Raw genomic sequence first — 24,235 nt, forward strand, 5'->3', positions numbered from 1 at the left:
GGAAGCCGGAAGCCGGAAGCCGGGCCGCGATGGCCGCGGGCGGGTGCGCCGCCCGCGGCCACCGGCGGGTCACTGGACGGTGATCTTGTCCACTTCGACGGTGATGCCCTTGACCTGCGGGGTCGAGGTGACGGTCGTGATCTTGCCGACCCCCGCGCTGACCCCCTTGACCTTCATCGAGTACGTCAGGCTGCCGCCGGGCGCCCCCGGCGTGCTGGTGACGACCAGATCCTGGGTGGGCGGCCCGGAGATCTGGGCGCCGGCGGTGCCCTCGGCGTTCTCGGCGCCGACCGTCAGGCCGTAGCCTGCGGGCGGCGAGCCGGGCAGGTTGCCCGGGTCGTAGGCGTAGCTGACGTCCTCCACGCCGTTGAGCCCGATCCACTGCTGGAAGACCTTCAGGTCAGTGGTGCCGTAGAGGTTCAGCCGCCACTCCACCACCAGCCAGTCGCTGACCCCGTCGGTCAGGATCGTGGCCAGGACGCCCGGCGCGGCGGTGCCGTCCAGGTCGGTCCAGTACGGGGCGAGCACGCCGTTGGGCCGCGCCGGGTCGGGCAGCGTCTGCGGCGTCGGTGAGACGTCGTCGCCGGTGGCCCCGCCCGCGACGCTGTAGCCGTCGGAGGTCACGCCGAGCCGGGTGTAGCCGCGTCCGGCGAACTGGAAGGCGGGCACGGTGAAGTTGAGCGCCTGCTCGTCGCCGATCGGGGTGGGCGTGACGCCGAAGGCGTCCAGCGGGATGTAGCCGGCCGGTCCGGCGCCGGGCGCGATCGCCGGCCGGGCGGGCTGGGTGGCGGCCAGCGTCGCCTTGGTGGTGGCGACCTGGGTGCCGACCTTGGTCGCGCCCGTGACGCTGTTGAGGCGCAGGCGGGCGTCCAGGGTGCTGAGCGCGGTCACCTCGGCGTCCTCGTACGTGGTGTTCCGGACGGTGACGGTGCAGGTGGACTCGCCGGTGTTCCTGGCGATGGTGTCCGGGGCGCAGGTCTGCTCGACCGGCACCGCGCCCTGCTTGCGGTAGAACGCCACCGGCAGGTGCAGCGCCCGCGAGCCGCCGACCTGCTTGAGGTTGACCTGGCCGAAGTACTGGCCGTCGGGCAGTTCCGGCGCGGTGACGACGATGCTCAGCTTGGCGCTCTTGCCGGGCGCGACGGTGAACACCGGCGGCACCACGGCGACGGTGGCCCCGCTCACGGTGGTGCCGGAGGCGGTGAAGGTGAGCGACGAGCCGGTGGTGTTGGTGACGGTGCGCTTGGCGGTGATGACGCCGGGCATGGTGGGCGCGTTCACCGAGGGCAGGTTGAGGTCGATCCGGTTGAGCGGGTCGGTGGCCGAGGCGACGAAGCCGGCGGCGTCCTGGTCGAGGGTCAGTCCGGGGTCACCGGCCTTGGTCAGGTCGATGCGCCCGCCGCCCATGTCGAACGGGTCGGCCTGGGTGGTCCTGTCCTGCTTGGTGACCGCGGTCTTGGCCGTGGTCTCCAGGGCCGACTTGACCTGGCCGGGCGTCCAGGTGGGGTGCAGGGCGAAGACCAGCGCCGCCGAGCCGGTCACGTGCGGCGCGGACATCGAGGTGCCGGAGATGACCTGGTAGAGGTTGCCGGGCGGGCCTTCCAGCGGCGACTCGGGAGTCGGCGTCATGCCCGCCATGATGTGCTGGCCGGGCGCGGTGACGTCCGGCTTGAGGAAGTCGCCGCCGGGGCCGCGCGAGGAGAAGTGCGCCATCGCGTCGCCCTGCCAGGTGGACTTGGCGCCCTGCGTGAAGGAGGCGGTGGCGCCGGGGTGGGCGGCGAGGAAGGCCAGCAGGGTGTCGGCCTCGGGCTTGTCCACGTGCACGGACGGCAGCCAGTGCGCGTCGGTGAAGACGTCGAACGGGAAGGCGTTGTAGAGGATCATCCCGGCCGCGCCGCCCTGCCTGACGTTGAAGCTCTTCAGCACGCGGTTGGGGGTGCGCTCACAGGCGACGATCTTCCCGGTGAACATCCCGGGAGGGGCCGGGACGTCGCACGCCGCGCGCGAGTACGGCGGCGCCGAGGCCAGGACGACGGGCAGCGGCGAGGCCAGGCCCGCGGTGATGGACGCGCCCTTGATCGTCGCCGTGGCGCCGCCGCCGGACAGCGTGACCGTGGACTGGAACGTCCTGGACTGCGAGGAGGCGGCCACCGTGGTCACCCAGGGGCCGCGGTGGTCGGTGGTGCCGGCGCCGGGGCCGGAGTTGCCGGCCGAGGCCGAGACCAGCACGCCGGCCGCGTAGGCGTCGAGGAAGGCCAGCTCGACCGGGTCGCTGTAGGGGTCGCTGCCGCCGGAGACCGAGAAGTTGATCACGCGTACGCCGTCCAGGACGGCCCGCGCCACGGCCTGCGCCGAGTCGGAGGGGAAGCAGCCCTGCGCGCCGCACACCTTGTAGACCGACACCGCGGCGGCCGGGGCGATGCCGTGGATCGGGCCGCGGCTGATGCCCAGCGGGTTCGCGTCGGCGACCGGGCCGCCCGCGGAGGTGCTGGCGGTGTGGGTGCCGTGCCCGTTGGAGTCGCGGGCGCTGTCGCCGTAGACCTCGCCACCGTAGACGGCGTTGTAGGTCTCCATGAACGGCTGCCCGCCGATCAGCTTGTTGTTGCAGGTGAACGGATCGGCGGCGGGGGTCAGCGGGTTGTCGCCGAAGTTGCACACGCGCGGCGTGCCGTCCTTGGTGGGCCCGGGGGCGGGCAGGCCGGGGGCGGCGGCGAACGACGGGTGCTCGGGCCAGGCGCCGGTGTCGAGCACGCCGACGATCACGCCCTTGCCCGCCGAGGAGCTGCCGCCGAGCTTGCCGTAGATGGTGTCGGCGCCGATGAACTCGGGGCTGGAGTCGGTCAGCAGCTGCTGGGGCTTGTCCTCCTGGACGGCGACCGCGCCGGGCAGCCGCAGCACGTCGGCCACCTTGTTGCCCGGGACGCGTAGGGCGATGCCGCCGTAGACCGTCCTGACGCGCTGGCCGACGACGGCGCCGGGGACCTTCTTGGCCAGCTCGCCCAGGAAGGCGTTCTCGACGTCCTGGATGTGGGTGCCGTACTTCCTGGCCTCGGCGCTCCTGGTGTCGAGGGCCTTGCCGGTGACGGCGGGGCTGGTGGCCGGCAACCCGGCCAGCCCGCCCTGGTAGGCGGCCAGCGAGTCGTAGTCCAGCTTGACCATGACGTTGACCGGCGCGGGCGAGGTGGCCTTCAGCAGCGCGGCGTCGCTCTTGGCGAGCTTGCCGGTGGGGGACTTGGCGCCCTCGACCACCTCGGCGCCGGTGAGCGGCACGGACCGCCATTTCGCGGGCGGGGTGGGCGTGGCACGTGCCACGGCCGGGCTCATGGCCATCACGACACCGAGCCCGACGGCTACCGATGTCAACCGGCGTAAACGGGATGAGAACGAACGGGACAACACGAAGACCTCCTGGCCGAGGAGCTGCAAGAACCCGCCTGACCGGCCGAGGACGTCATGTCACCCCCACGCGCGCATGCCGGAGAGATCGATGACCCTCCCCGGTGGGTGACGAGCTGGACCGCCTCCCCTCCCCGTGGGCGGGGTGGGTTGGCGTCCGAACCGGAGTGTAGACAGCGATCAACTGGCCGAGAACCCCGCCGCTTTGTCACGTTCCGGCCAATTGGCCCCACCAGACAGCCGCCCGCCGCAAAGCTCATATTCGTCCCACCTCTTCGCCAGAATCCGGCAACGGTGAGCATCACCCCCAATACGGATATCTACAGTTGTCCTATGGGCGATCAACGGGACGCGGCGCCGACGTCAGCGCAGGACGGAACGAGTTAGCCCGTGGGCGGCCACGCCGACGAGGGGACCCGGCCGTACACCTCGGCGCTGGACGAGCAGCTCGCCCAGGCCGCCCGTGACACCGGCGCGCACATCGGCGCGGTCTACCTCCTGACCGGCTCCCCGCAGGTGCTGATGATGGAGGCCGAGATCGGGCTGCCCACGCAGCTCGTCAAGCCGTGGACCACCGTCCGGCTGGACGGCGGCGCGCCCGTGGCCGCCGCCGTGCGCCAGGGGCGGCTGGTGTGGGTGCCGACCGCGCAGGACCTGACCCGCCGCTTCCCCGGCACGGCCCTGGCCTTCCCGTACGCCTTCGCCTCGGCCTCCGCGCCCCTGCACAGCGACTCCCGCATGTGGGGCTCGTGGATCCTGCTCTGGCCGGAGGGGCGGCCGGCCGAGCTGAGCGGGCCGGAGCAGGAGGTCATCGCCGCCGCCAGCGAGCGCCTGGCGGCCGTCCTGGAGCAGGCCGCCGACAGCGGATGCCCGCTGCGCCCCGGCGGCGAGCCGCGGGTGCTGACCCCGGTGCCGCCGCCGATGCCCGACCCGTACGAGGCCGTGGCCGCGGCCGGCTACCTGGACCGGCTGCGGGACGGCTCCGTCGCGCTCGACCTGGACGGCGTCGTCACCTTCGCCAGCCCCGCCGCCGCCGGGCTGCTCGGCACCACCGTCTCGGAGTTGCTGGGCACGCCGCTGTGGGAGACGGCGACGTGGCTGAAGGACCCGGCCTTCCAGGACCGCTGCCGGGCGGCGGTGGTCGGCCAGCAGGTCGCCTCCTGCACGGCCCGCCGGCCGGACGGCCACGAACTGGAGTTCGTGCTGCACCCGGACCCGACGGGGGTGAGCCTGCGCATCACCCCCTCGGGGGCCGACCTGTCCGCGCAGCGGCCCGCGCGCGCCTTCGCCCCGGACAACTCGGGGCTGCCGCGGGCCGACGTCTTCTACAACTTCCTGCACATGGCCTCGGCGATGACCAGGGCGCTGAACGTCAGGGAGGTCGTCGATCTCATCGCCGAGCACGTCATGCCGGTGTTCAAGGCGCAGGCCATGGCGATCATGAGGGCGGAGAGCGGCCGGATGCGGATCGTCGGCTCCCACGGCTACGTCCCCGAGGTGCTGGAGCGCTTCGACGGCCAGACGCTGGCCGCGCCCAGCCCCGCCGAGCAGGTGATCCGCACGGGCGAGCCGGCCTTCTTCGCCGACCGGGACGAGCTGGGCCGGGCCTTCCCCGATGCCGTCCAGGACGACGGGATGGCCGCCTGGGCCTTCCTGCCGCTGACCGTCTCCGACGACACCTTCGGCGTCTGCCTGCTGGCCTTCGACCATGCGCGGCCGTTCACCGCCGAGCAGTGCGCGACGCTGACCACGCTGGCCGGGCTGATGGGCCAGGCCCTGGACCGCGCGCTGCTCTACGACACCAAGGACCGGCTGGCCCACAGCCTGCAGACCTCGCTGCTGCCCGGCAGCCTGCCCGACATGCCGGGCCTGGAGGTGGCCGCCCGATACGTGCCCGCGACCCGCGGCGTCGGCATCGGCGGCGACTTCTACGACCTGATCCGGCTCAACGAGACCACCGCCGCCGCCGTCATCGGGGACGTCCAGGGGCACAACATGACGGCCGCGGCGCTCATGGGCCAGGTGCGCACCGCCATCCACGCCCACGCCGCCGTCGGGGCCAGCCCCGGGGACGTGCTCCAGCACACCAACCGGTTGCTCATGGACCTGGACACCGACCTGTTCACCAGCTGCCTGCTCATCTACTTCGACCTGCGCCTGCGCACGCTGCGGGCGGCCAACGCCGGTCATCCCCTGCCGCTGCTGCGCCCGCCCAACATGCCGGCCGAGATCATCGACATCCCGGCGGGCCTGCTGCTCGGCATCGACGCCGACGCCGAGTACGCCACGGTGGAGGTGCCGTTCCCGCCGGGCGCCGTCCTGGCCCTCTACACCGACGGGCTGGTCGAGGCGCCGGGCGTGGACCTGGACGAGGCCATCGGGACGCTGGCGGCGTACCTGACCAGCGCCCCGCGCGAGCAGCTCCAGCAGGTCGCCGGGACGCTGCTCGACCACGCCCCGCACACCGACGACATCGCGCTGCTGCTCCTGCGGCATCGGGAGAACGCGGGCTGAGACCCGCTCAGTGCGAGACGAACGTGCGGTGGTCGGCCAGGGCGAGCGCCCGGACGAAGTCGAGGATCCTCAGCAGCCCCCGCCCGGCGAGCCGGACCGGGGCGGGACGGCGGGAGCAGTAGGCGGCCGACCACAGGGCAGGTACGTGTCGTTCCATGCGGACCAGGATGTCCTGGCACACACTGATCGATCCAACACATCGTCTCGCTGGCAGCCATCGCTATCGTAGATGGATGGAACTGCGCCAGCTCCGCCACTTCGTCGCCGTCACCACCCACGGCAGCTTCACCGCCGCCGCGCGGGCCGAGCTGATCGTGCAGTCGGCGCTCAGCACGTCCATCCGCAAGCTCGAACGCGAGCTCGGCGCCGACCTGTTCGAGCGCACCGGGCGGCGGCCGGTGCTCACCCCGGCCGGGCACGCCTTCCTGCCGGCCGCGCGGGCGCTGCTGGCCGACGCCGCGGCGGCCGCCGACGCCGTGTCCGCGGTGTCCGGGCTGGCCGCCGGCCGGGTGGCGATCGGCACCATCCAGACGCTCACCAGCGTCGACCTGCCGGCCGAGCTGGCCGCCTTCCACCGCCTGCGGCCCGGCGTCCAGATCTCGGTCCGCGACGCCCCGGTGGCGGGGCTGCTCGACGCGCTGCTCGCCCGCGAGCTCGACCTGGCCTACCTGGCGCTCGACGGCGCCGAGCTGCCCGCGGGGCTGGCCGTGTTCGAGTCCTGGGAGGAGGAGCTGGTGCTGATGACCTCGCCCGACCACCGGCTGGCCGGCGCGGAGCGGGCCCTGCTGTCGGAGCTGACGGAGGAGCCGTTCGTGGACTTCAAGGCCGGCACCGGGCTGGAGACCGCGGTGCGCAGGCTGGCCGCCGGGTGCGGGCTGCACCGGCAGATCACCTGCGAGGTCACCCAGATCCGGCTGCTGGTCGACCTCGTGCGCGCCGGGATCGGGGTGGCGATCGTCCCCCGGCGGGTGGCCGAGCGGGAGGGGCTGCCGACCGTGCGCATCCGCCAGCCCGATCCGGCCAGGACGGTCGTGCTGGCCGGCCGCGCGCCCGTGCCCGCCAACCCGGCCGCCGCCGCCCTGCTGGCGCACCTCACCCGGTGACCCCGGATTGGACTTGCGGGTCCAATTTTCTCCGCGCACAGTGGCAGGGCCGGCCGGGGCGGCGTGTCCCGGCGGAACACTGACGGGAGCGTTGTGATGAGTGCACGGTTGCGGGGCAGGCGGGCGTTGGTGACCGGATCGACCAGCAACATCGGGCGAGCGATCGCCGAGGCGTTCGCCGCCGAGGGCGCGCACGTGGTCGTCTCCGGGCGCAGCGCCGAGCGGGGCGCGCGGGTCGTGGCCGGCATCCGCGAACGCGGCGGGCGGGCCGGATTCGTGCGGGCCGACCTCGACGGCAGCGCCGCGGCCTCGCGGGCCCTGGCCCAGGAGGCGGCCGACGTGCTCGGCGGCGGCGTCGACATCCTGGTCAACAACGCCGGCATCTACCCCGGCGACGACACCGCCGGCACCGACGAGCAGACCTTCGACCGAGTCTACGCGGTCAACGTCAAGGCGCCGTTCTTCCTGACCGCGGCGCTGGCTCCGGCCATGGCGCAGGCGGGCGGCGGCGCGATCATCAACCTGGGCTCGTGGATCGCCCGCCTGGGCGTGCCCGTGGGCGCGCTCTACAGCTCCACCAAGGGCGCGATGGAGACCCTCACGCGGGCCTGGGCCGCCGAGTTCGGCCCGCGGGGCGTCCGGGTGAACGCCATCTCGCCCGGCGTGATCCTGGAGCCGGGCGCGGCGGCGGCGCAGGCCGGCGCGGTCATGATGAACGGCACTCCGGCGGGCGGCGTGGGCACGCCGGAGGCCATCGCGCACGCCGCCGTCTACCTGGCCGCGGAGGAGGCCGCGTTCGTCCACGGCATCGTCCTCGACGTCGACGGGGGCCGCACCGCCGCGGCCGTCATCGCGGCCTGACCCCGGCGGCACATAACCGGTTGAACGGGCGGGGCCTTCGTGGTGGGATGCCCGCTGTGTCAGCGATCCAGGACCTCGTGCGTCCCGACGTCTATCCGCTTTCCTCCAAATACGACCCTGAATGGGTGCTCGGGCTGGACATGGGCCCCCATCCGCTGTGGCTGCTGGAGGACCTGGCCCGCGACCTCGACCTGCGGTCCGGCATGCGGGTGCTCGACCTGGGCTCGGGCCTGGGCGCGACCTCGGTCTTCCTGGCCCGCGAGTTCGGGGTGGAGGTGGTGGCCGCCGACCTGTGGGTCGCGCCCGAGAAGGCCGCGGCCGTCTTCGCCGCGGCGGGCGTCGCGGACCGCGTCAGGGCCGTACGGGCCGAGGCGCACGCCCTGCCGTTCGAGCAGGAGTCCTTCGACGCCATCGTCAGCGTGGACGCCTTCGAGTACTTCGGCACGGCCGACTCCTACCTGCCCTACCTGGTCCGCTTCCTGCGGCCCGGCGGGCAGCTCGGCGTCGCCACGCCCGGCATGACCCGCGAGGTGCGCGACCTCGGGCACATCCCCGCCCACGTCAAGGCGCTGGTCGGCTGGGAGGCCATCGCCTGGCACACCGCCGGGTGGTGGCGCTTCCAGTGGGAGATCACCGAGCTGGTCACGGTGACGTCCGCGCGCCTGCAGGACGGCGGCTGGCACGACTGGCTGCTGTGGGCCCGCGCCCGGCAGGAGACGGCGACGATCGCCATGCTCGAAGCCGACCAGGGGGAATACCTGTCCTTCGCGCTGGTCACCGCGCGCCGGAACCCGCCCGCGCCCTGACCCCGGCGCCCCATGGAGTCTGGCGTATGGGCGGGAGAGTCTCGGCCATGGCCGCGCTCCCCCGGTGTCGCGTTGACTTGTCCTCGCGCGTCCGGGACGTCGGGCGCGGGGACGAACAGGGGGAACACACAGATGTCGGTTCTGCGCACCGTCGTGCTCATCGCGGCGACCATGGCCACCGGGCTCGCGGCGGGCGTCTTCGGGCTCTACTCGCACACCATCATGCGCGGTCTGGGCGCGACCGACGACCGCACGTTCGTCGGGGCGTTCCAGGCCGTCGACCGGGCGATCCTCAACCCCTGGTTCATGCTCAGCTTCGTCGGCGCGCTGGCCTTCACGGGCCTGGCGGCGGCGCTGCACCTCGGCCAGAACGTGCGCGCGGTGCTGCCCTGGATCATCGTCGCGCTGGTGCTCTACCTGGTCGCCTTCGTGCTCACGGTGGCCGTGAACGTGCCGCTCAACGACGCCATCAAGGCGGCCGGCGACCCGGACCGGATCGCCGACCTGGCCGCGGTGCGCCGCGCGTTCGACGAGGCCAAGTGGGCCGGCTACAACCTCGTCCGCACGATCACCACCACCGGCGCGTTCGCCTCGCTGTGCTGGGCGCTCGTCAAGAGCGGCCGGGTGGGCTGACGGCGCGCTCGACCAGCGCGACGCGGCCGGCCAGCGGCCCGGCGGGCACCTCGACGAGCTCGAACCCGAGGTCGCGGTAGGTCCGCTCGTGCAGGCGCTCGAAGTCCAGCGATTCCTCGTAGCCGATCCGCCTGGCGGCGGTGGCGCGGACGAACCCCTGGTTGCGGACGAAGAACACCTTCCCGTCGTACGTCCCCCGCTCCACCACCCGCTCGACCTCGCGGGCGAGCAGGCGCGAGGCGGGGAACCCCAGGTAGCGGCTCAGCGCCAGCGTGCAGACCGGCGAGCGGTCGAAGAAGACGGCGGCCTCGCCCGCGGGGGCGGCCTCCTGGCGCCGCCGCTGGAGCCTGACCACCTCCTCGACGAAGGCGGGCTCGCGCCAGGGCTCCGCGCGGCCGAGCGCCTGGCCGAGAGCGATGACGTCCGTCGCCGCCTCCTCGACGACGCTGAACCCGTGGACCTCCAGCAGCCGCAGGACGGCCGTCTTCCCGGCGCCCGGGGTGCCGGTGAGAACGTGATTCGGCACGGTTCTTCTCCGTTTCGGTGGGGGTTGATGGCTGGCTGCGGGCGCTGATACACGGCCGATACACGGCTGAGCGCCCGGTGATACCCGGCCAAGGCCGGGCGGAGGGAAAAGGGCTCAAGAGTGGCCGAGGCGTCGCGAAGGGCGGCGCGTCCCCACGGTGAAGGAGCCCTTGATGCGTGTGCTGGTGTGCGGTCTGCTCGGTCTGGCGGTGCTGACCGGCTGCGGAGGGGCTCCGGCGGGACAGGCCGCCCCGGCGTCCGGCGGGGGCGACGCCCGGGCGGACAAGCTACGCGAGCGGGAGACCGTGATCGCCACCTGCATGAAGCAGAAGGGCTTCGCCTACACCCCCTCGGTCAGCAGGCCGGGGACGCCCGACGCCGACCCGGCCGACTACGAGGCGATGAAGGCCGAGCGGAGCAGGAACGGCTTCGGCGTCTTCTCGGCGATCGTCTACCCCAAGCCTACCGAGACCCGGGCCCCCGACCCCAACCAGGCCACGCTCGACGGGCTCTCCGGCCCCCGGCGGGACGCCTGGCTGAAGACCATGAACGAGTGCCGGGTCAGCGCCCTGCGCCAGGTCGACGGCCTGAAGGTCACCTCGCTCGCCGACTACCAGGACCAGATGAGCACCGAGATCGAGAACATCGACAAGGCGCTCGACGGCGATCCGAAGCTGGTGGAGCTGGCCGGGCCGTTCGCGGAGTGCCTGAAGTCCAAGGGCGAGCGGGTGACCTCCGTCCGGCCGCTGGCGCTGAGCGCGCGGGGGCTGACGCTGTGGGGCGAGCAGGCCGACCGGCTCGGCAAGGCGGGCGAGGTCACGGCCGCCGCCGCCCGGCCGTACCTGGCCAAGGAGATCAGGTCGGCGCTGGCCGACCTGGAGTGCGGCAAGGACTTCTACGCGGCCTTCGTCCCGCTGCAACGGCGGCTCACCAACGAGGCCCGGGTGAAGTACGGGTTCCAAGAGCAGTGATGCGCACCCCTCGCGGCAAGTTGCTGCTCGTGCTGGTCGTGGTCCTGGCGGTCGCCGGGACCGGCTGGGGGGTGGGCACCCGGCTGCGCTCCCCGGCCGACGAGGCGGCCGCGCGCAGGCCGCCCGTGCCGTCGCTGGTCACCGTCGAGGTCGAGCGGCGCAGGCTGGTCGCCACCGTCGTCGTCAGCGGCACGCTGGAGTACGGCTCCCCGCGCGCGGTGTCGCTGGCCGGCGTGGTGGGCGGGGTGGTGGGCGGCGGCGAGGCCGTCCAGCGGGCCACCCGTGCCCCCCGGCGGGGGAAGCTCGTGGAGGGCGCGGTGCTGATGGAGGTGAACGGCCGGCCGGTGTTCGTCTTCGCGGGCAGGGTGCCGATGCACCGCGGCATCGTCCCGGGCGCCGAGGGGGACGACGTCCGGCAGTTGCAGAAGGCGCTGCGCCGGCTCGGGCACCGGGTGCCGGTGACCGGCGTGTTCGACCGGGCGACCGTCGCGGCGGTGTCGCGCTTCTACGCCCGGCGCGGCTACGAGGCCCAGCAGCCCACCCTGGAGCTGCGGCAGCGGCGCGACGAGCTGGCGCGGTCCGTACGGACCGCGCGGGACGTGCTGGCGACCGAGAGCAAGGCTCTCGACCAGGCCATGGACGTGCGCCCGCTGAAGCTCAGGGTGACCGGCGCCCGCCGCGACCTGAAGGAGGCCGAACAGGCGCTGAGGAGCGCGCGGGCCAAGGACCGCACCGCCGAGGGCAGGGCCCGGGACGGGGCTGCCGTCGAGGCCGCCGAGAGCGCGGTGCGGGCGGCCGAGGAGAGGCTGCTGGCGGCCGAGCAGGAGCTCGCCCGAGCGAGGACGACGCCGACCGCTGGGCCGACCACTGCGCCGACCACTGCACCGTCTACCGGGCCGACTTCTGGGCCCACCACCGCACCCACCACCGCGCCGACCGCGGCGCCCGGCTCCGCCCCCACGGCGGGGCCGCCCGCCGACACCCGCCTGCTCGAACTCCGGGTCGCCAACGCCCGCGCGGACCTGGCCGCCGCCCGGTCGGCGCTGGAACGCGCGCGGGCGGAGGCCGGAGCGGCGCGGGCGAAGCGGCTGGCCGAGCTGGAGAAGGCCGTACGGGCGGCGCGGGAGGCCGTGGCCGTCGCCGAGCAGGCGCTCAGGCAGGCCAGGCAGCTCTCCCCCGCCCGGCTGAAGGTGGCCAACGCGCGCACCGACCTGGCCGCGGCGCAGGCGTTGCTGGCCGAGTTCTCCCGCACCTACGGCACCACCGTGCCGCCCGGCGAGATCGTCTTCCTGCCCAGGCTGCCCGTCCGCCTGCACAAGGCGGCCGTCAAGGCGGGCGAGCCGGTGGACAAGGCGGTCGCCACGGTCACCGGCGCCGGGTTCGTGGTGTCCGGCTCGGTGGACGCGGCCGAGGCCGAACGGGTCAAGGCGGGGCTGCCGGCGAGCATCGAGACCGACTCCGGCACGACCGTCCCCGGCACGGTGACCGCCATCGAGGGGCGTGACGCCAAGGGCGCCGTCCCGGTGACGGTCACGCCCGCCTCCGTGAAGGGGCTGCGCGGGCTCGCCGGGAAGCCCGTCACGGTCCGCGTGACCATCGGCGCCACCGGAGGGGAGGTGCTGGTGGTCCCCGTGGCCGCGGTCGTCACGGCGGCGGACGGCCGGGCCAGGGTGCGGGTGGAGACCGCGCCCGGCCGGACCGAGGAGGTGCAGGTGCGCACCGGCCTGTCCGCCGACGGGGCCGTGGAGGTGACCGGCGACCTGGAACCGGGTGAGCGGGTGGTGGTCAACAGTGGCTGAGCCGGTCATCCACCTTCGCGGGCTGACCAAGGAGTTCCCCGGCGACCCGCCCGTCCGCGCGCTGTCGTCGGTCGACCTGCGGGTCGAGCGGGCGGACTACGTGGCGGTCGTCGGGCCGTCGGGGTCGGGGAAGTCCACCCTGCTCAACACCCTGGGCCTGCTCGACCGGCCGACCCGCGGCAGCTACCGGCTCGACGGCATAGAGACCACCACGCTGAGGGAAGGGGCGCGCACCGCCGTCCGCGGGGGCCGGATCGGCTTCGTCTTCCAGTCCTTCCACCTGCTGCCGCACCGGAGCGTCCTGGAGAACGTCATGCTGGCCGAAATCTACGGCCGCGCCCCGCGCGCGGGACGGCGGGACCGCGCCGTGCGGGCCCTCGAACGGGTGCGCCTGTCGCACCGGGTGGACTTCCTGCCCGGCAGGCTGTCCGGCGGCGAGCGGCAGCGCGCCGCCATCGCCCGCGCCCTGCTGGGCGAGCCGTCGCTGCTGCTGTGCGACGAGCCCACCGGCAACCTCGACAGCACGAACACCGGCGCGGTGCTCGACCTGTTCGACGAGCTGCGCGCCCAAGGGATGACCATCGTCGTCATCACCCACGAGACCGAGGTGAGCGACCGGGCCGGACGCCGGGTCCGCATCACCGACGGCGTCCTCACGGAGGAGTAGACGTGCACCCGCGCGACCTGCTGACCGAGGCCGTGGCGGGCCTGCTGGCCCGCCCGGTGCGCTCGGCCCTGACCACGCTGGGCACCGTGCTCGGCATCACCACGCTCGTGGTGACCCTGGGCGTCGCCGCGACGGCCGGCAACCAGATCGTCGGCCGCTTCGACGAGCTGACCGCCACCTCCGTCACGGTCGAGGTCCCGGCCCACCCGTTCCCGCTGGTCGGATGGGCCGACGTGGGCCGGGTGACCCGGCTGCGCGGGGTGGTCTCGGCCGCCGCGCTCGCCGAGTCCGACCGCAGCGCCAACCTCGTCGTCCGCTCCAACGACGTCGTGGACCCGGCCCGCGTCACCGACCAGACGCTGACCGTGGTCTCCAGCAGCCCCGGCCTGCCCGCGGCGGTCAAGGGCAGGATGATCGAGGGCCGCTACTTCGACGCCGGGCACGTCGCCCGGGGCGACCGGGTGGTCGTGCTCGGCCAGCAGGCGGCCCGGCTGCTCGGCATCACGGGGCTCGACCGGGCTCCGGCCGTGTTCATCGGCACCCGGGCCTACACCGTGATCGGGGTGCTCGGGGATCTCCGGCGGGAGAAGAGCCTGGCCAGCGCGGTCATCCTGCCGCCCACGGCCGGCCGGCCCTACGGTCTGGGGACCGTGACGCGCGTCCTGGTCGACACCGCGCTCGGGGCCGCCGAGCTGATCGCCCGGCAGGCGCCCTCGGCGCTCAGCCCCGGCAACGAGGCCCTGCTCCAGGTCGTCTCGCCGCCCAGCCCCACCAGGGCCCGCGACGCGGTGGAGGGCGACGTCGACGCCCTGTTCCTGATCCTCGGGCTGGTCTCGCTGGTCGTCGGCGCGGTCGGCATCGCCAACGTCACGCTGGTGACCGTCATGGAACGCGTCGCCGAGATCGGGCTGCGCCGGGCGCTGGGCGCGGCGCGCCGGCACATCGCGGCGCAGTTCCTGCTGGAGTCCACGCTGACCGGGTTGATCGGCGGCGTGCTGGGCGCTTCCGCCGGGATCGTGGTGATCGTCGGGGTCTGCGCTGTCAAGCAGTGGACGCCCGTCCTGGACGTCGGGACGGCCGCCGTGGCGCCGGTGGCCGGGGCCGTCGTCGGGCTGCTGGCGGGCCTGTATCCGGCCCTGCGCGCCGCCCGGATGGAACCGGTCAATGCACTTCGCTAGGTATGGTGCGATTTCATGACATCCCTGCTGCTCGTCGAGGACGACACCGTGATCCGCACGTCGCTGGGCATGGCCCTGGAACGGTACGGCTACCGGGTGACCACGGCGGCCGACGGGCTCGACGGGCTGGAGGCCGCCCGTACGGGCGATCACGACCTGCTGCTGCTGGACGTGATGCTGCCCGGCCTCGACGGCATCAGCGTGTGCCGCAGCATCAGGGAGACCAGCCAGGTGCCGATCCTGATGATGTCGGCCCGCGGCGACGGGCTGGACATCGTGGCCGGGCTGGAGGGCGGCGCCGACGACTACGTGGTCAAGCCGGTGGACCTGCCGGTGCTGGTGGCCAGGATCCGGTCGCTGCTGCGCCGGGCCACCTTCGCGCGCACGCCCGCCGGGCCCGGCGCGGGGGCAGGGGCGGGGGCGGCGGTGCTGGAGTTCGGGGACCTGAGCGTGGACACCGGCGCGCTGGAGGTGCGGCGGGCCGGCCGGCGCGTCGAGCTGTCGCCGACCGAGCTGCGGCTGCTGCTGGAGTTCGCCGCCCATCCCGGCATCGTCCTGGAGCGGGCGACGCTGCTGCGCAACGTGTGGGACTACGGTTGGGACGGCGACAGCCGCGTGGTGGACCTGTGCGTGCAGCGGCTGCGCAGGAAGATCGGCGCCGAGCGCGTCGAGACCGTGCGCGGGTTCGGCTACAAGCTGGCCGTCACGTGAACCCGGCCTCGCTGCGCTGGAAGATCGCCGCTCTCGTCACGCTCGCCGCGACCGTCGTCGCCGCCGTGGTGGGGGTGCTGGTGCACCGGGCGACCTGGCAGCGGGCGCTCGACCTCGGCCAGGCGCAGGCCGAGGTGGCCCTGGAGCAGTCGCTGGCCGCCGGGACCGCCGAGGACGTGGTGCCCGTCGCCGAGCTCCCCGCCGGCCTGGCCGACCGGCTGCGCCCCGGCCGCCGGGTGGTCTGGTACGGGCTCGACCACCGGGACGAGCCGTGGATGTGGGCGGTCCAGCCGTACGGCGGCGACGAGGTGCGGAGCGTGCGGATCGCGATGGGCTCCGAGCTGCTCGGCCTCCAGGCGCTCGACCGGAACATGGCCAAGGCCGGGCTGCTCGCCCTGGCCGGGGTGGTGCCGCTGGCGGTGCTGGCGGCCGAGCTGCCCAACCGGCGGCTGCGGCGGGTCGCGCAGACCGCCCGCAGGATCGCCGGGGGCGACCTGGCGGCCCGGACGGACGCCCGCGGCCGGGACGAGATCGCCCGCATCTCCGCCGCCGTGGACTCGATGGCGGCGAGCCTGCAGCACCGGCTGCTGGCCGAGCAGCGGTTCACCGCCGACGTCGCGCACGACCTGCGCACCCCGCTGATGGGGCTGGTCGCCGTGGTCGAGCTGCTGGACGAGGGCGAGGTCACCGACCTGGTGCGCGACCGGGTGCGGGTGCTGCGGGCGCTGGTGGAGGACCTGCTGGAGGTGTCCCGGCTGGACGCCGGGGCCGAGGTCGCCGAGCGGGTGCGCGTGCCGCTGGCCGGGCTGGCCGCGGAGTCGGCGTCCCGGGTGGGGGTCGAGGCGCGGGTGCTGGCCGACGGGGACCCGGTGGCCGAGACAGATCCGCGGCGGCTCGACCGGATCCTGGCCAACCTCGTGCTCAACGCCCACCGGCACGGCGCGGCGCCGGTGGAAATCGCGGTCGGCGACCACGTGGTCGAGGTGCGCGACCGGGGGCCGGGGTTCCCGCCGGAGCTGCTGGCCGACGGGCCGCGCCGGTTCCGCACGGGCGCCGCCGAGCGGGGCCGCGGGCACGGCCTGGGGCTGACGATCGCGGCGGGCCAGGCCCGGGTCATCGGCGCCGAGCTGACCCTGTCCAACGCCCCGGACGGCGGCGCGGTCGCCGTCCTCCGCCTCCCGGCGAGCTGACGCCGGGATCGACGCCGGGATCGACGCCGGGGTTGACGCCGGGGTTGATGCCGGGGTTGATGCCGGGGTTGATGCCGGGGTTGATGCCGGGGTTGATGCCGGGCTGATACACGGCTGAGCGCGGGTGGATGCGCGGCCACGGCCGTACGGACACGCCGGTCGCGGAACCTGGCCGGTATGCGACGTTCCTTGATGTTTGTGCTGGTGGCGGGTCTTCTGTCGGGCTGTGCCGGGGCTCCCCCGGTCACCGGGGACGCGTCCCTGCCGTGGCCGCGGGAGGGGCAGGCGGCGGTCGAGGTGACCGGTGTGGGCAGCCTGGGCGTCAGCGGCGACCCGCGGCCGGTGCCGATCGCCTCCGTGACGAAGGTGATGACCGCCTACGTGATCCTGCGCCGCCACCCGCTCCGGCCCGGCGACGACGGCCCGCCGATCACCGTGGACCGCACGGCGGCCGAGGAGTCGTTGTCGCGGCTGGAGTCGACCGTCCCGCTCGTCCAGGGCCGGACGGTGCGGCTGCGGCGGCTGCTGGAGCTGATGATGGTGCCCTCGGGCAACAACGTGGCCCGGCTCCTGGCCCGCTGGGACGCCGGCTCCCAGGAGCGGTTCGTGGCCCGGATGAACGCCGCCGCCCGGCGCCTGGGCATGGCGGACAGCACGTACACGGGGGCCAGCGGCAACGAGGACACCACCGTCAGCACCGCCGCCGACCAGCTCAGGCTGGCCAGGGCGGCGATGGGCGACCCGGTGCTGCGGGCGGTGGTGGCGCAGACCGACACGTCCGTCCCGGGGGACGCCCGGCGGCTGCACAACACCAACACGCTGCTGAACAGGCACGGCGTCATCGGCATCAAGACCGGCTCGGGCACGGCCGCGGGCGGCAACCTGATGTGGGCCTCGCGCGTGCGGGGGCATCTGGTGCTCGGCGTCATCCTCGGCCAGGCCGCGCACACCGACCCGGCCGCCGCCAAGGCGGCGGCGCTGGAGGCGGGCGGGCGGATGAGCGCGGCGGTCGAGCGGTGGCTGCTCGACCGGTCGGGATGAGCCGAGCGGGCGGGGATCAGCAGTTCAGGCCGCTGACGATGCCCAGCTGGGGTGTCGGGTTGACGACCGCGCAGCCGTAGGTGCCCGACGGGATGGTGATCGACCCGGCTCCCGAACCCTCCCCCGTGCAGCCGGACCCCAGGATGTGGTAGCCCACGACGCTGCCCAGGTAGGTGCGGGAGCCGCCGGCGCAGACCCACGAGCCCATCGCGTGCGCGGACGACGCGGGCAGGGCCGCCCCGGCGAGGGCGATGGCCGAGATGACGGCGAGCCGTCGCACCAGCGTGATCATGAGGTTCCCTTTCCTCCGGAGGGACGGGGGCACCTCTTCCCTGCCCCGCCACCCGCCGCGCGCCACCCGGGGACGATGTCCACAACCGGACGCGATCCCCCGTCAGCGACGCTCGTCCGGGACCTTGGGCAGAGCGAGCACGGCCACCGCCCCGGCGGTCACGACGCCGGCGCAGGCCCAGAACGCCAGGGCGTACCCGGAGTCCGGCGCGCCGGCGGGGGCCGCGGCCAGGGCGGTCAGCGCGGCCAGCCCGAGGGAGCCCCCGACCTGGCGGGCGGAGTTGAGGACGCCGGAGACCAGGCCCGCCTCGCCGGGGGCGGCGCCGGCCGTGGCGGTCAGCGCGATCGGGGCCGAGGTGAGCCCCAGTCCGCCGGTGACGAGCACGCCCGGCAGCACGATCCCGACGAGCAGGCCGCTCTCCGGCGTGACGGCGGCCTGCCAGGCGAACCCCGCCGCCGAGACCAGCGCGCCCGCGGCCAGCAGCGGACGCAGCCCCACCCGGCCGGCCAGCCACGGCGTGGCCTTGGCGGCGACGACGACGGCGAGGGTGTGCGGCAGGAACGCCAGGCCCGCCTGGAGCGCGCTGTAGCGCAGCACCTGCTGCATGTGGAGCGACAGGAAGTACCAGAGCGCGAAGCCCGCGGCCCCCAGCAGGAACTGCACCAGGAGCGCGCCGGACACCGAGCGGGCCCGGAAGATCCGCAACGGCATCAGCGGCGCCCGCGCGAACCGGGCCTGCACCAGGACGAACGCGGCCAGCGCCAGCACGCCCACGCCCATCGGGACCAGCGCGCGCGCCGAACCCCAGCCGTACGCGGGGGTCTGCAGCATGCCCAGCTCCAGCGCCGACAGCCCGGCCGTCACCGTGATCGCGCCGGTCAGGTCGAGCCGGCGGGCGCCGGCGTCGCGGCTCTCGGCGAGCAGGCGCAGCGCGGCGACGACCGCGACCACCCCGATCGGCGCGTTGATCAGCAGGATCCAGCGCCAGGACAGGTGCTCGGTGAGCAGCCCGCCGACGAGCGATCCCGCCGCCCCGCCGGCCGCCCCGACCGCGCCCCAGGTCGCGACGGCCCTGGCCCGCGCCGGCCCGGCGGGGATCGTGGTGGTGAGGATGGTCAGCGTGGCCGGGGCGACCACGGCCGCGCCGAGCCCCTGGCACGCCCGCGCGGCGATCAGCAGCTCCGGCGTGGTGGCGAGCCCGCCCGCCAGGCCGGCGGCCGCGAACACGGCCAGGCCCGCGACGAAGGTGCGCCTGCGGCCGTAGAGGTCGGCCGCCCGGCCGCCCAGCAGCAGGAATCCGGCGAAGGTGAGGAGGTAGCCGTTGACCACCCATTGCAGCCCCTCGGCGCCCATGCGCAGGTCGGATTCCATGGCGGGCAGCGCGACGTTCACGATCGACACGTCGAGGACCATCATGAACTGCGCCAGGCAGACCAGGGCGACGACCGGCCAGTGGGGGGCGGGCGGCCGGGCGGCGCTCCGCCCGGCCGGTGGCGCGTCCGCGGTGTTCGTCATGATCGGAGATCTCGCCGACGGTCCCTGGGGCGTCACACGACGGCGACGGCGTCGACCTCGACCAGGCATCCCGGGTTGAGGCCGGCCACGACGTGCACCGTGATGGCCGGCGGCGGGTCGGTCCGGTTCCACACCTCCTGGAAGGCGGCCACTCCCTCGTCGAACGTGTGGCCGTCCAGCACGGCGATGCGCCAGTGGACGACGTTCGCCAGGGTCGCGCCCTCGCTCTCCAGGATCGTCATGAGGTTGCGGAACACCTGCCTGGCCTGCTCCCCCACCGTGGGGCCGACGACCTTGCCGTCGGGGCCGACGCCGTTCTGGCCGCCGATGTAGATGGTCTTGGCCGGCTGCTCGACCACGACGGCCTGGCTGAAGGCCGGGCTGCGGTGGAGCCCTTCGGGGTTGATGTGCCGTACGCCCATGTTCTTCTCTCCTCGCGTTCTGAAACCAGTTAAAGAGGTTTCGTTGCGACACCAGTTATAGTGGTGTCATGCGAGTGAACGCAACCGGACGGGTGCTGCACGATCCCAAGGGCGGGTCGTTCCGGTTCGACGCCGGCGCCCTCTGCCTCGACTTCGCCCACACCGGCGGCGAGGGCCAGTACGCGATCTTCGAGACCCTCCACGAGCCCGCCGACCTGGCCGAATGGCTGGCCGAGCCACCACTGACGGCGGTCATGACGGCCCCCGTGACCGTCGGCGAGCTCGCCGACGCCAAGGCCCTGCGCCAGGCGATCTGGGACGCGGCCCACGCCCAGGCGGCGCGCCGCCCCCTGCCCGCCGAGGCGATCACGGTGATCAACCGGGCCGCGTCGGCCGCGCCCCTGGTCCCCGAGCTCGCCGCCGACGGCGTCACCGCCGGATGGGCTCCGCCGGTGCGGGCCCCTCAGGTGCTGTCGACCCTGGCGCGGGAGATGATCGACCTGCTGTCCGGGCCGCTGGCCGAACGCATCCGCGAGTGCGCGAGCGACAACTGCCCGCTGGTGTTCGTCGACACCTCGCGCCCCGGCGCCCGCCGCTGGTGCGCGATGGAACGCTGTGGCAACCGCCACAAACTCCGCGCCCTACGCGCCCGCCAGGCCCTGGAGCCGTGACGGGCGGCCCCGCGCGCACTAAGGCCGGTCGAGGCTCGACAGGCCGTCGACCGCGATCTCGATCCCGCGCCGCCCGGCGGCCAGGACGTCGTCCTCTGAGCCGCCCTGCTCCTGGGCGACCATCCCGGCCACGGCCAGCGCGCCCATGAAGCTGCCGACCGCCGCCCCCGCCGACACCGGGTCGAGCCCCGGATAGACCTCGCACAGCGCCCTGGCCAGCCGGGGCTGGGTCTCCATCATGAGCGTCAGGCCGCGGGCGCGCAGCGCGGGCTCGGCGACCATCAGCCGCGCCCGCAGCGGCGACAGCGCGAAGCCGAGCTCGTCGTCCTCGGCCAGGCTGCGCACCATGGCCTCGAACATCCGGCTCAGCAGCTCCCCCAGCGGCTCCCCCGGCCGCCGCCCGGCGATCGCCTCCAGCATCACCCGCTCGCGGTCGCCGGCCTGGAGGAAGAGCACGTCCTCCTTGCTCGCGAAGTACGCGAAGAAGGTGCGGGGCGCGACGTCGGCCGCCGCGGCGATGTCGGCGACGGTGGTCTGCTCGTACCCCCGCTCGGCGAACAGCCGGACGGCGGCCTCCAGCAGCGCGCGTCGGGTGCGGGCCTTCTTGCGTTCGCGATGACCTTCCACGGCGCCACCCTACTGCATGCCCTGCTTTTATGCATAGGTTGCAAATTCGCAGCCTCTGCGGTTTTCTGAGGGCATGGACATCCTTCAGAGCCTGCCGCTCGACCGCGAGGACCCGTTCGAGCCGCCCGCCGAGCTCGCCCGGCTGCACGGCCCGCTGCACCGCATGATCTACGCCGACGGCCGTCCCGGCTGGCTGGTCACCGGCCACGCCGAGGCCCGCGCGGTGCTCGACGACCCGCGCTTCAGCAACACCTCCCAGGGCGCCGCGCCGCCGATCAAGGAGCTGGCGCCGCCCGAGGGCCTGGCCGACCTGGTGATCCCGCCGGGCTTCTTCATCGCCATGGACGACCCCGAGCACGCCCGCTACCGGCGGCTGCTCACCGGCCGCTTCAGCATGCGCAGGATGCGGCTCCTGGAGCCCAGGATCCAGGAGATCGTCGACGGCCGGCTCGACGAGATGGCCGCAGGCGGCGCGCCCGCCGACCTGGTCGGCGCGTTCGCGCTGCCGATCCCGTCGCTGGTGATCTGCGAGCTGCTCGGCGTGCCGTACGACGAGCGCGCGCGCTTCCAGGACACCACCGCCCGCGCGGTCGACCTGGACAACTCCCCCGAGCAGCGCGGCGCGGCGGGCGCCGAGCTGATGGGCTACCTGTCCGAGCTGGTCACCCGCAAGCGGGCCGAGCCCACGCAGGACCTGCTCGGCGAGCTCGTCTCCGGCGGCGAGCTGAACCACGAGGAGCTGACCGGGGTGGCCACCCTGCTGCTGACCGCCGGTCACGAGACCACCGCGAACATGCTGGCCCTCGGCGCGTTCCTGCTGCTGAGCCGTCCGGACCAGGCGGAGCTGGTGCGCACCGACCCCGGCGTCGCGGCGACCGCCGTCGAGGAGCTGATGCGCTACCTCAGCATCGTGCACCTCGGCCCGATCCGGGTCGCGCGGGCCGACGTGCCGCTCGCCGGGCAGACGATCAGGGCCGGGGAGACCGTGACGCTCTCCCTGCCGGCCGTCAACCGCGACCCGGCCCGCTTCCCCGACCCCGACCGCTTCGACGTCACCCGCGAGCCCGGGCCGCAGCTCGGCTTCGGCCACGGCATCCACCAGTGCCTGGGCCAGCAGCTCGCCCGCCTGGAGATGCGGCTGGCCTTCCCCGCGCTGCTGCGCCGCTTCCCCGGGCTGCGGCTCGCCGTGCCCGCCGAGGAGGTGCCGCTGCGCCCGCGCGCCACGATCTACGGCCTGGCGTCCCTGCCGGTCACCTGGTGAAGCCGGCGCGTTTGACGTGCCCTCCCGCCGTGCAGAGAGCATGACGGACGAAGGACGATCACGGGAGGCGCGCATGGCCGGTACGGACGGCGGGATCAGGCTGTGTCAGGTGGTGCTCGACTGCACCGACGCCAGGGCGCTGGCGGAGTTCTACCGGTCCCTGCTGGACCTGGTCTACCGGCCCGGCGACGAGCCCCCGCAGCCCGGGGCCGACGACGAGCGCGGCCGCGACTGGCTCGTGCTGCGAACCGGGGACGGCGCGCCGCAGCTCGCCTTCCAGCAGGTCGAGACGCTGCCGGCGGCGACCTGGCCGGAGCCGGGGGTGCCCCAGCAGCTCCACCTCGACCTGACCGTGCCCTCGGTCGAGAGCCTGCTGGAGCAGCACGAACGCGTTCTGCGCCTGGGCGGCCGGCTGCTGCTGGACCGGATCGACGACGACGAGGAGCCCCTGCGGGTCTACGCCGACCCGGCCGGGCACCCGTTCTGCGTGTTCGTCTCCCAGCGGGGCTGACCCTCCGGCGGGAGCGGTCAGCGGGCCGGCGAGAAGACCAGCGTGGCGTTGTGGCCGCCGAAGCCGAACGAGTTCGACATCACCGGCCCCCTCGCGATCGGGCGCGGCACGGCCGCCGCGTCGATGTCGCAGCGCGGGTCGAGCCGGTCCAGGTTGGCGGTCGGCGGCGCGGTGCACTCGGCCATCGCCAGCACGCACGCCACGGCCTCGATCGCCCCGGAGGCGCCGAGCGCGTGCCCGGTCACCCCCTTGGTCGAGCTCACCGGCACGGCGGCGGGCCCGAAGACGCGGCCGATCGCCTGCGCCTCGGCCAGGTCGTTCAGCTCGGTCCCGGTGCCGTGGGCGTTGACGTGCACGATGTCCTCGGGGGCCAGGCCCGCGTCGGCGAGCGCGGCGTCCATGCACCGCCGGGCGCCCTCGCCGCCGGGCGCGGGAGCCGTCAGGTCGTGGGCGTCGCTGGTACGGCCGTAGCCCGACACCTCGGCGTGGACGCGCGCCCCGCGGCGCACGGCGTCGTCGAGGCGTTCCAGGACGACGAACGCGGCACCCTCGGCCAGCACGAACCCGTCGCGATCGGCCTCGAAGGGGCGGCAGGCGGCCCCGGGGTCGTCGTTGCGGACCGACAGGGCGCGGCACCGGCTGAAGCCGTGCAGCATGCCGGGGGTGACGTTGGCGTCCCCGGCCCCGGCCACCACCAGGTCGGCCGAGCCGTCGCGGATCAGCCGGACGCCCTCGCCGATGGCGTGCGCGCCGGAGGCGCAGGCGGTGACCACGGACATGCTCGGCCCGCGGATCTCGTACCGCATGGCGACGGCGGCGGCGCCGGCGTTGGGCATGATCTTCGGGATGAAGATCGGCGACAGCCGCAGCGCGCCCGGACCGGGCGTGTCGAGCAGCGCCGACTCGTAGGTCTCGGTGCCGCAGAACGAGCTGCCCGCCACCACGGCCCGCCGCTCGGGCGGCACCCGCGGATGACCGGCGTCGGCCAGCGCGTCGCCCGCCGCGCACACCGCCAGCAGCGACGCCCGGTCCAGCCGCCGGGCCTGCCGCTCGGTCAGGTACGCCGAGACGTCCAGCTCCGGCACCTGGCAGGCGAAGCGCACCGCGAGCGCGGAGGTGTCGAAGGACGTGATGGCCCGTGCCGTCGAGCGTCCGGCGAGCAGCGCGTTCCACAGCTCCTTGGGGCCGGAGCCGGCGGGCGTGCGCAGGCCGAGCCCGGTCACCGCGACCCGGGGTCGCATCAGCCGCCCACCGCCGTCAGGTGGCGGCGGATGACGGCGGCCATGTCGGCGACGGTCCGCACCCGCTGGAGCCGGTCGTCGGCGAAGGTGCCCCATTCGTCCTCGACCACGGCGTAGAGCTCGGCGAAGTCCAGGCTGTCGGCGTCCAGTTCCTCGCGCAGGTCGGTGTGCGGGCCGATCTGGGCCGGGCTGACGCCCAGGACCCGCGCGCAGTGGCCGCGGAGCACGTCTGTTATCTGGTCGTCGGTCATGGTGCCGTCCGTTCTCTCGGCGGATGGGGGGCGTGTCCGAGTGTGCTCC

At 74.3% G+C, this 24,235-nt stretch carries 24 protein-coding genes and 1 pseudogene; 15 read left to right on the top strand and 10 right to left on the bottom strand.

Annotated features, from left to right (window positions below):
• Positions 1-69: 69 nt before the first annotated feature.
• Positions 70-3,324: a S8 family serine peptidase gene (locus tag ACIBQ8_RS00080; protein ID WP_397167693.1), complete on the bottom strand. Its 3,255-nt coding sequence runs from the start codon at positions 3,322-3,324 to the stop codon at positions 70-72.
• 462 nt (positions 3,325-3,786) lie between these two features.
• Here ACIBQ8_RS00080 and ACIBQ8_RS00085 point away from each other — a divergent pair, with 462 nt between their 5' ends.
• Positions 3,787-5,910 carry a SpoIIE family protein phosphatase gene (locus tag ACIBQ8_RS00085; protein WP_397167694.1) on the top strand — a complete coding sequence of 708 codons (2,124 nt, stop codon included), beginning with the start codon at positions 3,787-3,789 and terminating at the stop codon, positions 5,908-5,910.
• A 7-nt stretch (positions 5,911-5,917) separates the two neighbouring features.
• Here the strand turns inward: ACIBQ8_RS00085 and ACIBQ8_RS00090 are convergent, their stop codons facing one another.
• Positions 5,918-6,067 carry a hypothetical protein gene (locus ACIBQ8_RS00090; protein WP_397167696.1) on the bottom strand — a complete coding sequence of 50 codons (150 nt, stop codon included), beginning with the start codon at positions 6,065-6,067 and terminating at the stop codon, positions 5,918-5,920.
• A 76-nt stretch (positions 6,068-6,143) separates the two neighbouring features.
• On the opposite strand from ACIBQ8_RS00090, the gene ACIBQ8_RS00095 reads away from it, so the two are divergent.
• From ACIBQ8_RS00095 to ACIBQ8_RS00110, 4 genes are all read left to right on the top strand, one after another.
• Entirely contained in the window at positions 6,144-7,013 is an 870-nt protein-coding gene (locus ACIBQ8_RS00095) for a LysR substrate-binding domain-containing protein (protein ID WP_397167698.1), read from the top strand.
• 96 nt (positions 7,014-7,109) lie between these two features.
• A complete protein-coding gene (locus ACIBQ8_RS00100) occupies positions 7,110-7,874 on the top strand; it encodes an SDR family NAD(P)-dependent oxidoreductase (protein ID WP_397190538.1) in 765 nt (254 codons plus the stop codon).
• A gap of 56 nt (positions 7,875-7,930) precedes the next feature.
• Positions 7,931-8,680, top strand: coding sequence for an SAM-dependent methyltransferase (locus tag ACIBQ8_RS00105; RefSeq protein WP_397190539.1), 750 nt, complete (start codon positions 7,931-7,933; stop codon positions 8,678-8,680).
• A 132-nt stretch (positions 8,681-8,812) separates the two neighbouring features.
• Positions 8,813-9,313, top strand: a complete 501-nt coding sequence (locus tag ACIBQ8_RS00110; RefSeq protein WP_358301390.1) for an anthrone oxygenase family protein — start codon at positions 8,813-8,815, stop codon at positions 9,311-9,313.
• Here the strand turns inward: ACIBQ8_RS00110 and ACIBQ8_RS00115 are convergent.
• Positions 9,291-9,839: an AAA family ATPase gene (locus tag ACIBQ8_RS00115; protein ID WP_397190540.1), complete on the bottom strand. Its 549-nt coding sequence runs from the start codon at positions 9,837-9,839 to the stop codon at positions 9,291-9,293. The two genes, ACIBQ8_RS00110 and ACIBQ8_RS00115, sit on opposite strands and share 23 nt — an antisense overlap.
• A 172-nt stretch (positions 9,840-10,011) precedes the next feature.
• Between ACIBQ8_RS00115 and ACIBQ8_RS00120 the strand changes: the two genes are divergently transcribed.
• Both ACIBQ8_RS00120 and ACIBQ8_RS00125 read left to right on the top strand, forming a co-directional pair.
• Complete coding sequence (locus ACIBQ8_RS00120; protein ID WP_397167704.1) at positions 10,012-10,809, top strand: hypothetical protein; 798 nt, start codon at positions 10,012-10,014, stop codon at positions 10,807-10,809.
• Between the two features lie 371 nt (positions 10,810-11,180).
• Positions 11,181-11,303, top strand: a pseudogene (locus ACIBQ8_RS00125) (peptidoglycan-binding protein); the annotation flags it as partial.
• 26 nt (positions 11,304-11,329) lie between these two features.
• Here ACIBQ8_RS00125 and ACIBQ8_RS00130 read toward each other — a convergent pair.
• Complete coding sequence (locus ACIBQ8_RS00130; RefSeq protein ID WP_397191106.1) at positions 11,330-12,061, bottom strand: glycine zipper domain-containing protein; 732 nt, start codon at positions 12,059-12,061, stop codon at positions 11,330-11,332.
• A 539-nt stretch (positions 12,062-12,600) separates the two neighbouring features.
• Here ACIBQ8_RS00130 and ACIBQ8_RS00135 point away from each other — a divergent pair.
• The 5 genes from ACIBQ8_RS00135 (at position 12,601) to ACIBQ8_RS00155 (ending at position 17,395) form a co-directional block, all read left to right on the top strand.
• Complete coding sequence (locus ACIBQ8_RS00135) at positions 12,601-13,275, top strand: ABC transporter ATP-binding protein (RefSeq protein WP_397190541.1); 675 nt, start codon at positions 12,601-12,603, stop codon at positions 13,273-13,275.
• 2 nt (positions 13,276-13,277) lie between these two features.
• Entirely contained in the window at positions 13,278-14,453 is a 1,176-nt protein-coding gene (locus ACIBQ8_RS00140) for an ABC transporter permease (RefSeq protein WP_397167709.1), read from the top strand.
• Positions 14,454-14,468: 15 nt separating this feature from the next.
• Positions 14,469-15,164 (top strand): two-component system response regulator CseB, encoded by a 696-nt coding sequence (gene cseB / locus ACIBQ8_RS00145; protein WP_397190542.1) that lies wholly within the window; start codon positions 14,469-14,471, stop codon positions 15,162-15,164.
• Positions 15,161-16,354 (top strand): sensor histidine kinase, encoded by a 1,194-nt coding sequence (locus tag ACIBQ8_RS00150; RefSeq protein ID WP_397190543.1) that lies wholly within the window; start codon positions 15,161-15,163, stop codon positions 16,352-16,354. The genes cseB and ACIBQ8_RS00150 overlap by 4 nt, the downstream gene beginning before the upstream one ends.
• Positions 16,355-16,558: 204 nt before the next feature.
• Positions 16,559-17,395, top strand: coding sequence for a D-alanyl-D-alanine carboxypeptidase family protein (locus ACIBQ8_RS00155; RefSeq protein WP_397190544.1), 837 nt, complete (start codon positions 16,559-16,561; stop codon positions 17,393-17,395).
• A gap of 16 nt (positions 17,396-17,411) precedes the next feature.
• Here the strand turns inward: ACIBQ8_RS00155 and ACIBQ8_RS00160 are convergent, their stop codons facing one another.
• The 3 genes from ACIBQ8_RS00160 to ACIBQ8_RS00170 form a co-directional block, all read right to left on the bottom strand.
• A complete protein-coding gene (locus ACIBQ8_RS00160) occupies positions 17,412-17,687 on the bottom strand; it encodes a hypothetical protein (RefSeq protein ID WP_397167716.1) in 276 nt (91 codons plus the stop codon).
• A gap of 102 nt (positions 17,688-17,789) precedes the next feature.
• Positions 17,790-19,202, bottom strand: a complete 1,413-nt coding sequence (locus tag ACIBQ8_RS00165) for an MFS transporter (RefSeq protein WP_397190545.1) — start codon at positions 19,200-19,202, stop codon at positions 17,790-17,792.
• A gap of 32 nt (positions 19,203-19,234) precedes the next feature.
• A complete protein-coding gene (locus ACIBQ8_RS00170; protein WP_397167720.1) occupies positions 19,235-19,624 on the bottom strand; it encodes a RidA family protein in 390 nt (129 codons plus the stop codon).
• A gap of 68 nt (positions 19,625-19,692) precedes the next feature.
• Between ACIBQ8_RS00170 and ACIBQ8_RS00175 the strand changes: the two genes are divergently transcribed.
• On the top strand, positions 19,693-20,295 hold the full coding sequence (locus tag ACIBQ8_RS00175) for a CGNR zinc finger domain-containing protein (RefSeq protein WP_397167722.1): 603 nt from the start codon (positions 19,693-19,695) through the stop codon (positions 20,293-20,295).
• An 18-nt stretch (positions 20,296-20,313) separates the two neighbouring features.
• On the opposite strand, the gene ACIBQ8_RS00180 is transcribed toward ACIBQ8_RS00175, so the two are convergent.
• Positions 20,314-20,922, bottom strand: coding sequence for a TetR/AcrR family transcriptional regulator (locus ACIBQ8_RS00180; protein WP_397190546.1), 609 nt, complete (start codon positions 20,920-20,922; stop codon positions 20,314-20,316).
• A gap of 73 nt (positions 20,923-20,995) precedes the next feature.
• Between ACIBQ8_RS00180 and ACIBQ8_RS00185 the strand changes: the two genes are divergently transcribed.
• Together ACIBQ8_RS00185 and ACIBQ8_RS00190 are read left to right on the top strand one after the other, a co-directional pair.
• The gene (locus ACIBQ8_RS00185; RefSeq protein WP_397190547.1) at positions 20,996-22,183 is read left to right on the top strand and encodes a cytochrome P450; all 1,188 of its coding nucleotides are present in this window, start codon (positions 20,996-20,998) and stop codon (positions 22,181-22,183) included.
• 73 nt (positions 22,184-22,256) lie between these two features.
• Positions 22,257-22,694, top strand: coding sequence for a VOC family protein (locus ACIBQ8_RS00190; RefSeq protein WP_397190548.1), 438 nt, complete (start codon positions 22,257-22,259; stop codon positions 22,692-22,694).
• 17 nt (positions 22,695-22,711) lie between these two features.
• On the opposite strand, the gene ACIBQ8_RS00195 is transcribed toward ACIBQ8_RS00190, so the two are convergent.
• Both ACIBQ8_RS00195 and ACIBQ8_RS00200 read right to left on the bottom strand, forming a co-directional pair.
• Complete coding sequence (locus ACIBQ8_RS00195) at positions 22,712-23,935, bottom strand: beta-ketoacyl-[acyl-carrier-protein] synthase family protein (RefSeq protein ID WP_397167729.1); 1,224 nt, start codon at positions 23,933-23,935, stop codon at positions 22,712-22,714.
• Positions 23,935-24,186 carry an acyl carrier protein gene (locus ACIBQ8_RS00200; protein WP_358008853.1) on the bottom strand — a complete coding sequence of 84 codons (252 nt, stop codon included), beginning with the start codon at positions 24,184-24,186 and terminating at the stop codon, positions 23,935-23,937. Before ACIBQ8_RS00200 ends, ACIBQ8_RS00195 begins: the two co-directional genes overlap by 1 nt.
• Between the last annotated feature and the right edge of the window lie 49 nt (positions 24,187-24,235).

The organism is Nonomuraea sp. NPDC049646 (assembly GCF_044465525.1).
Classification (GTDB): Bacteria; Actinomycetota; Actinomycetes; order Streptosporangiales; family Streptosporangiaceae; genus Nonomuraea.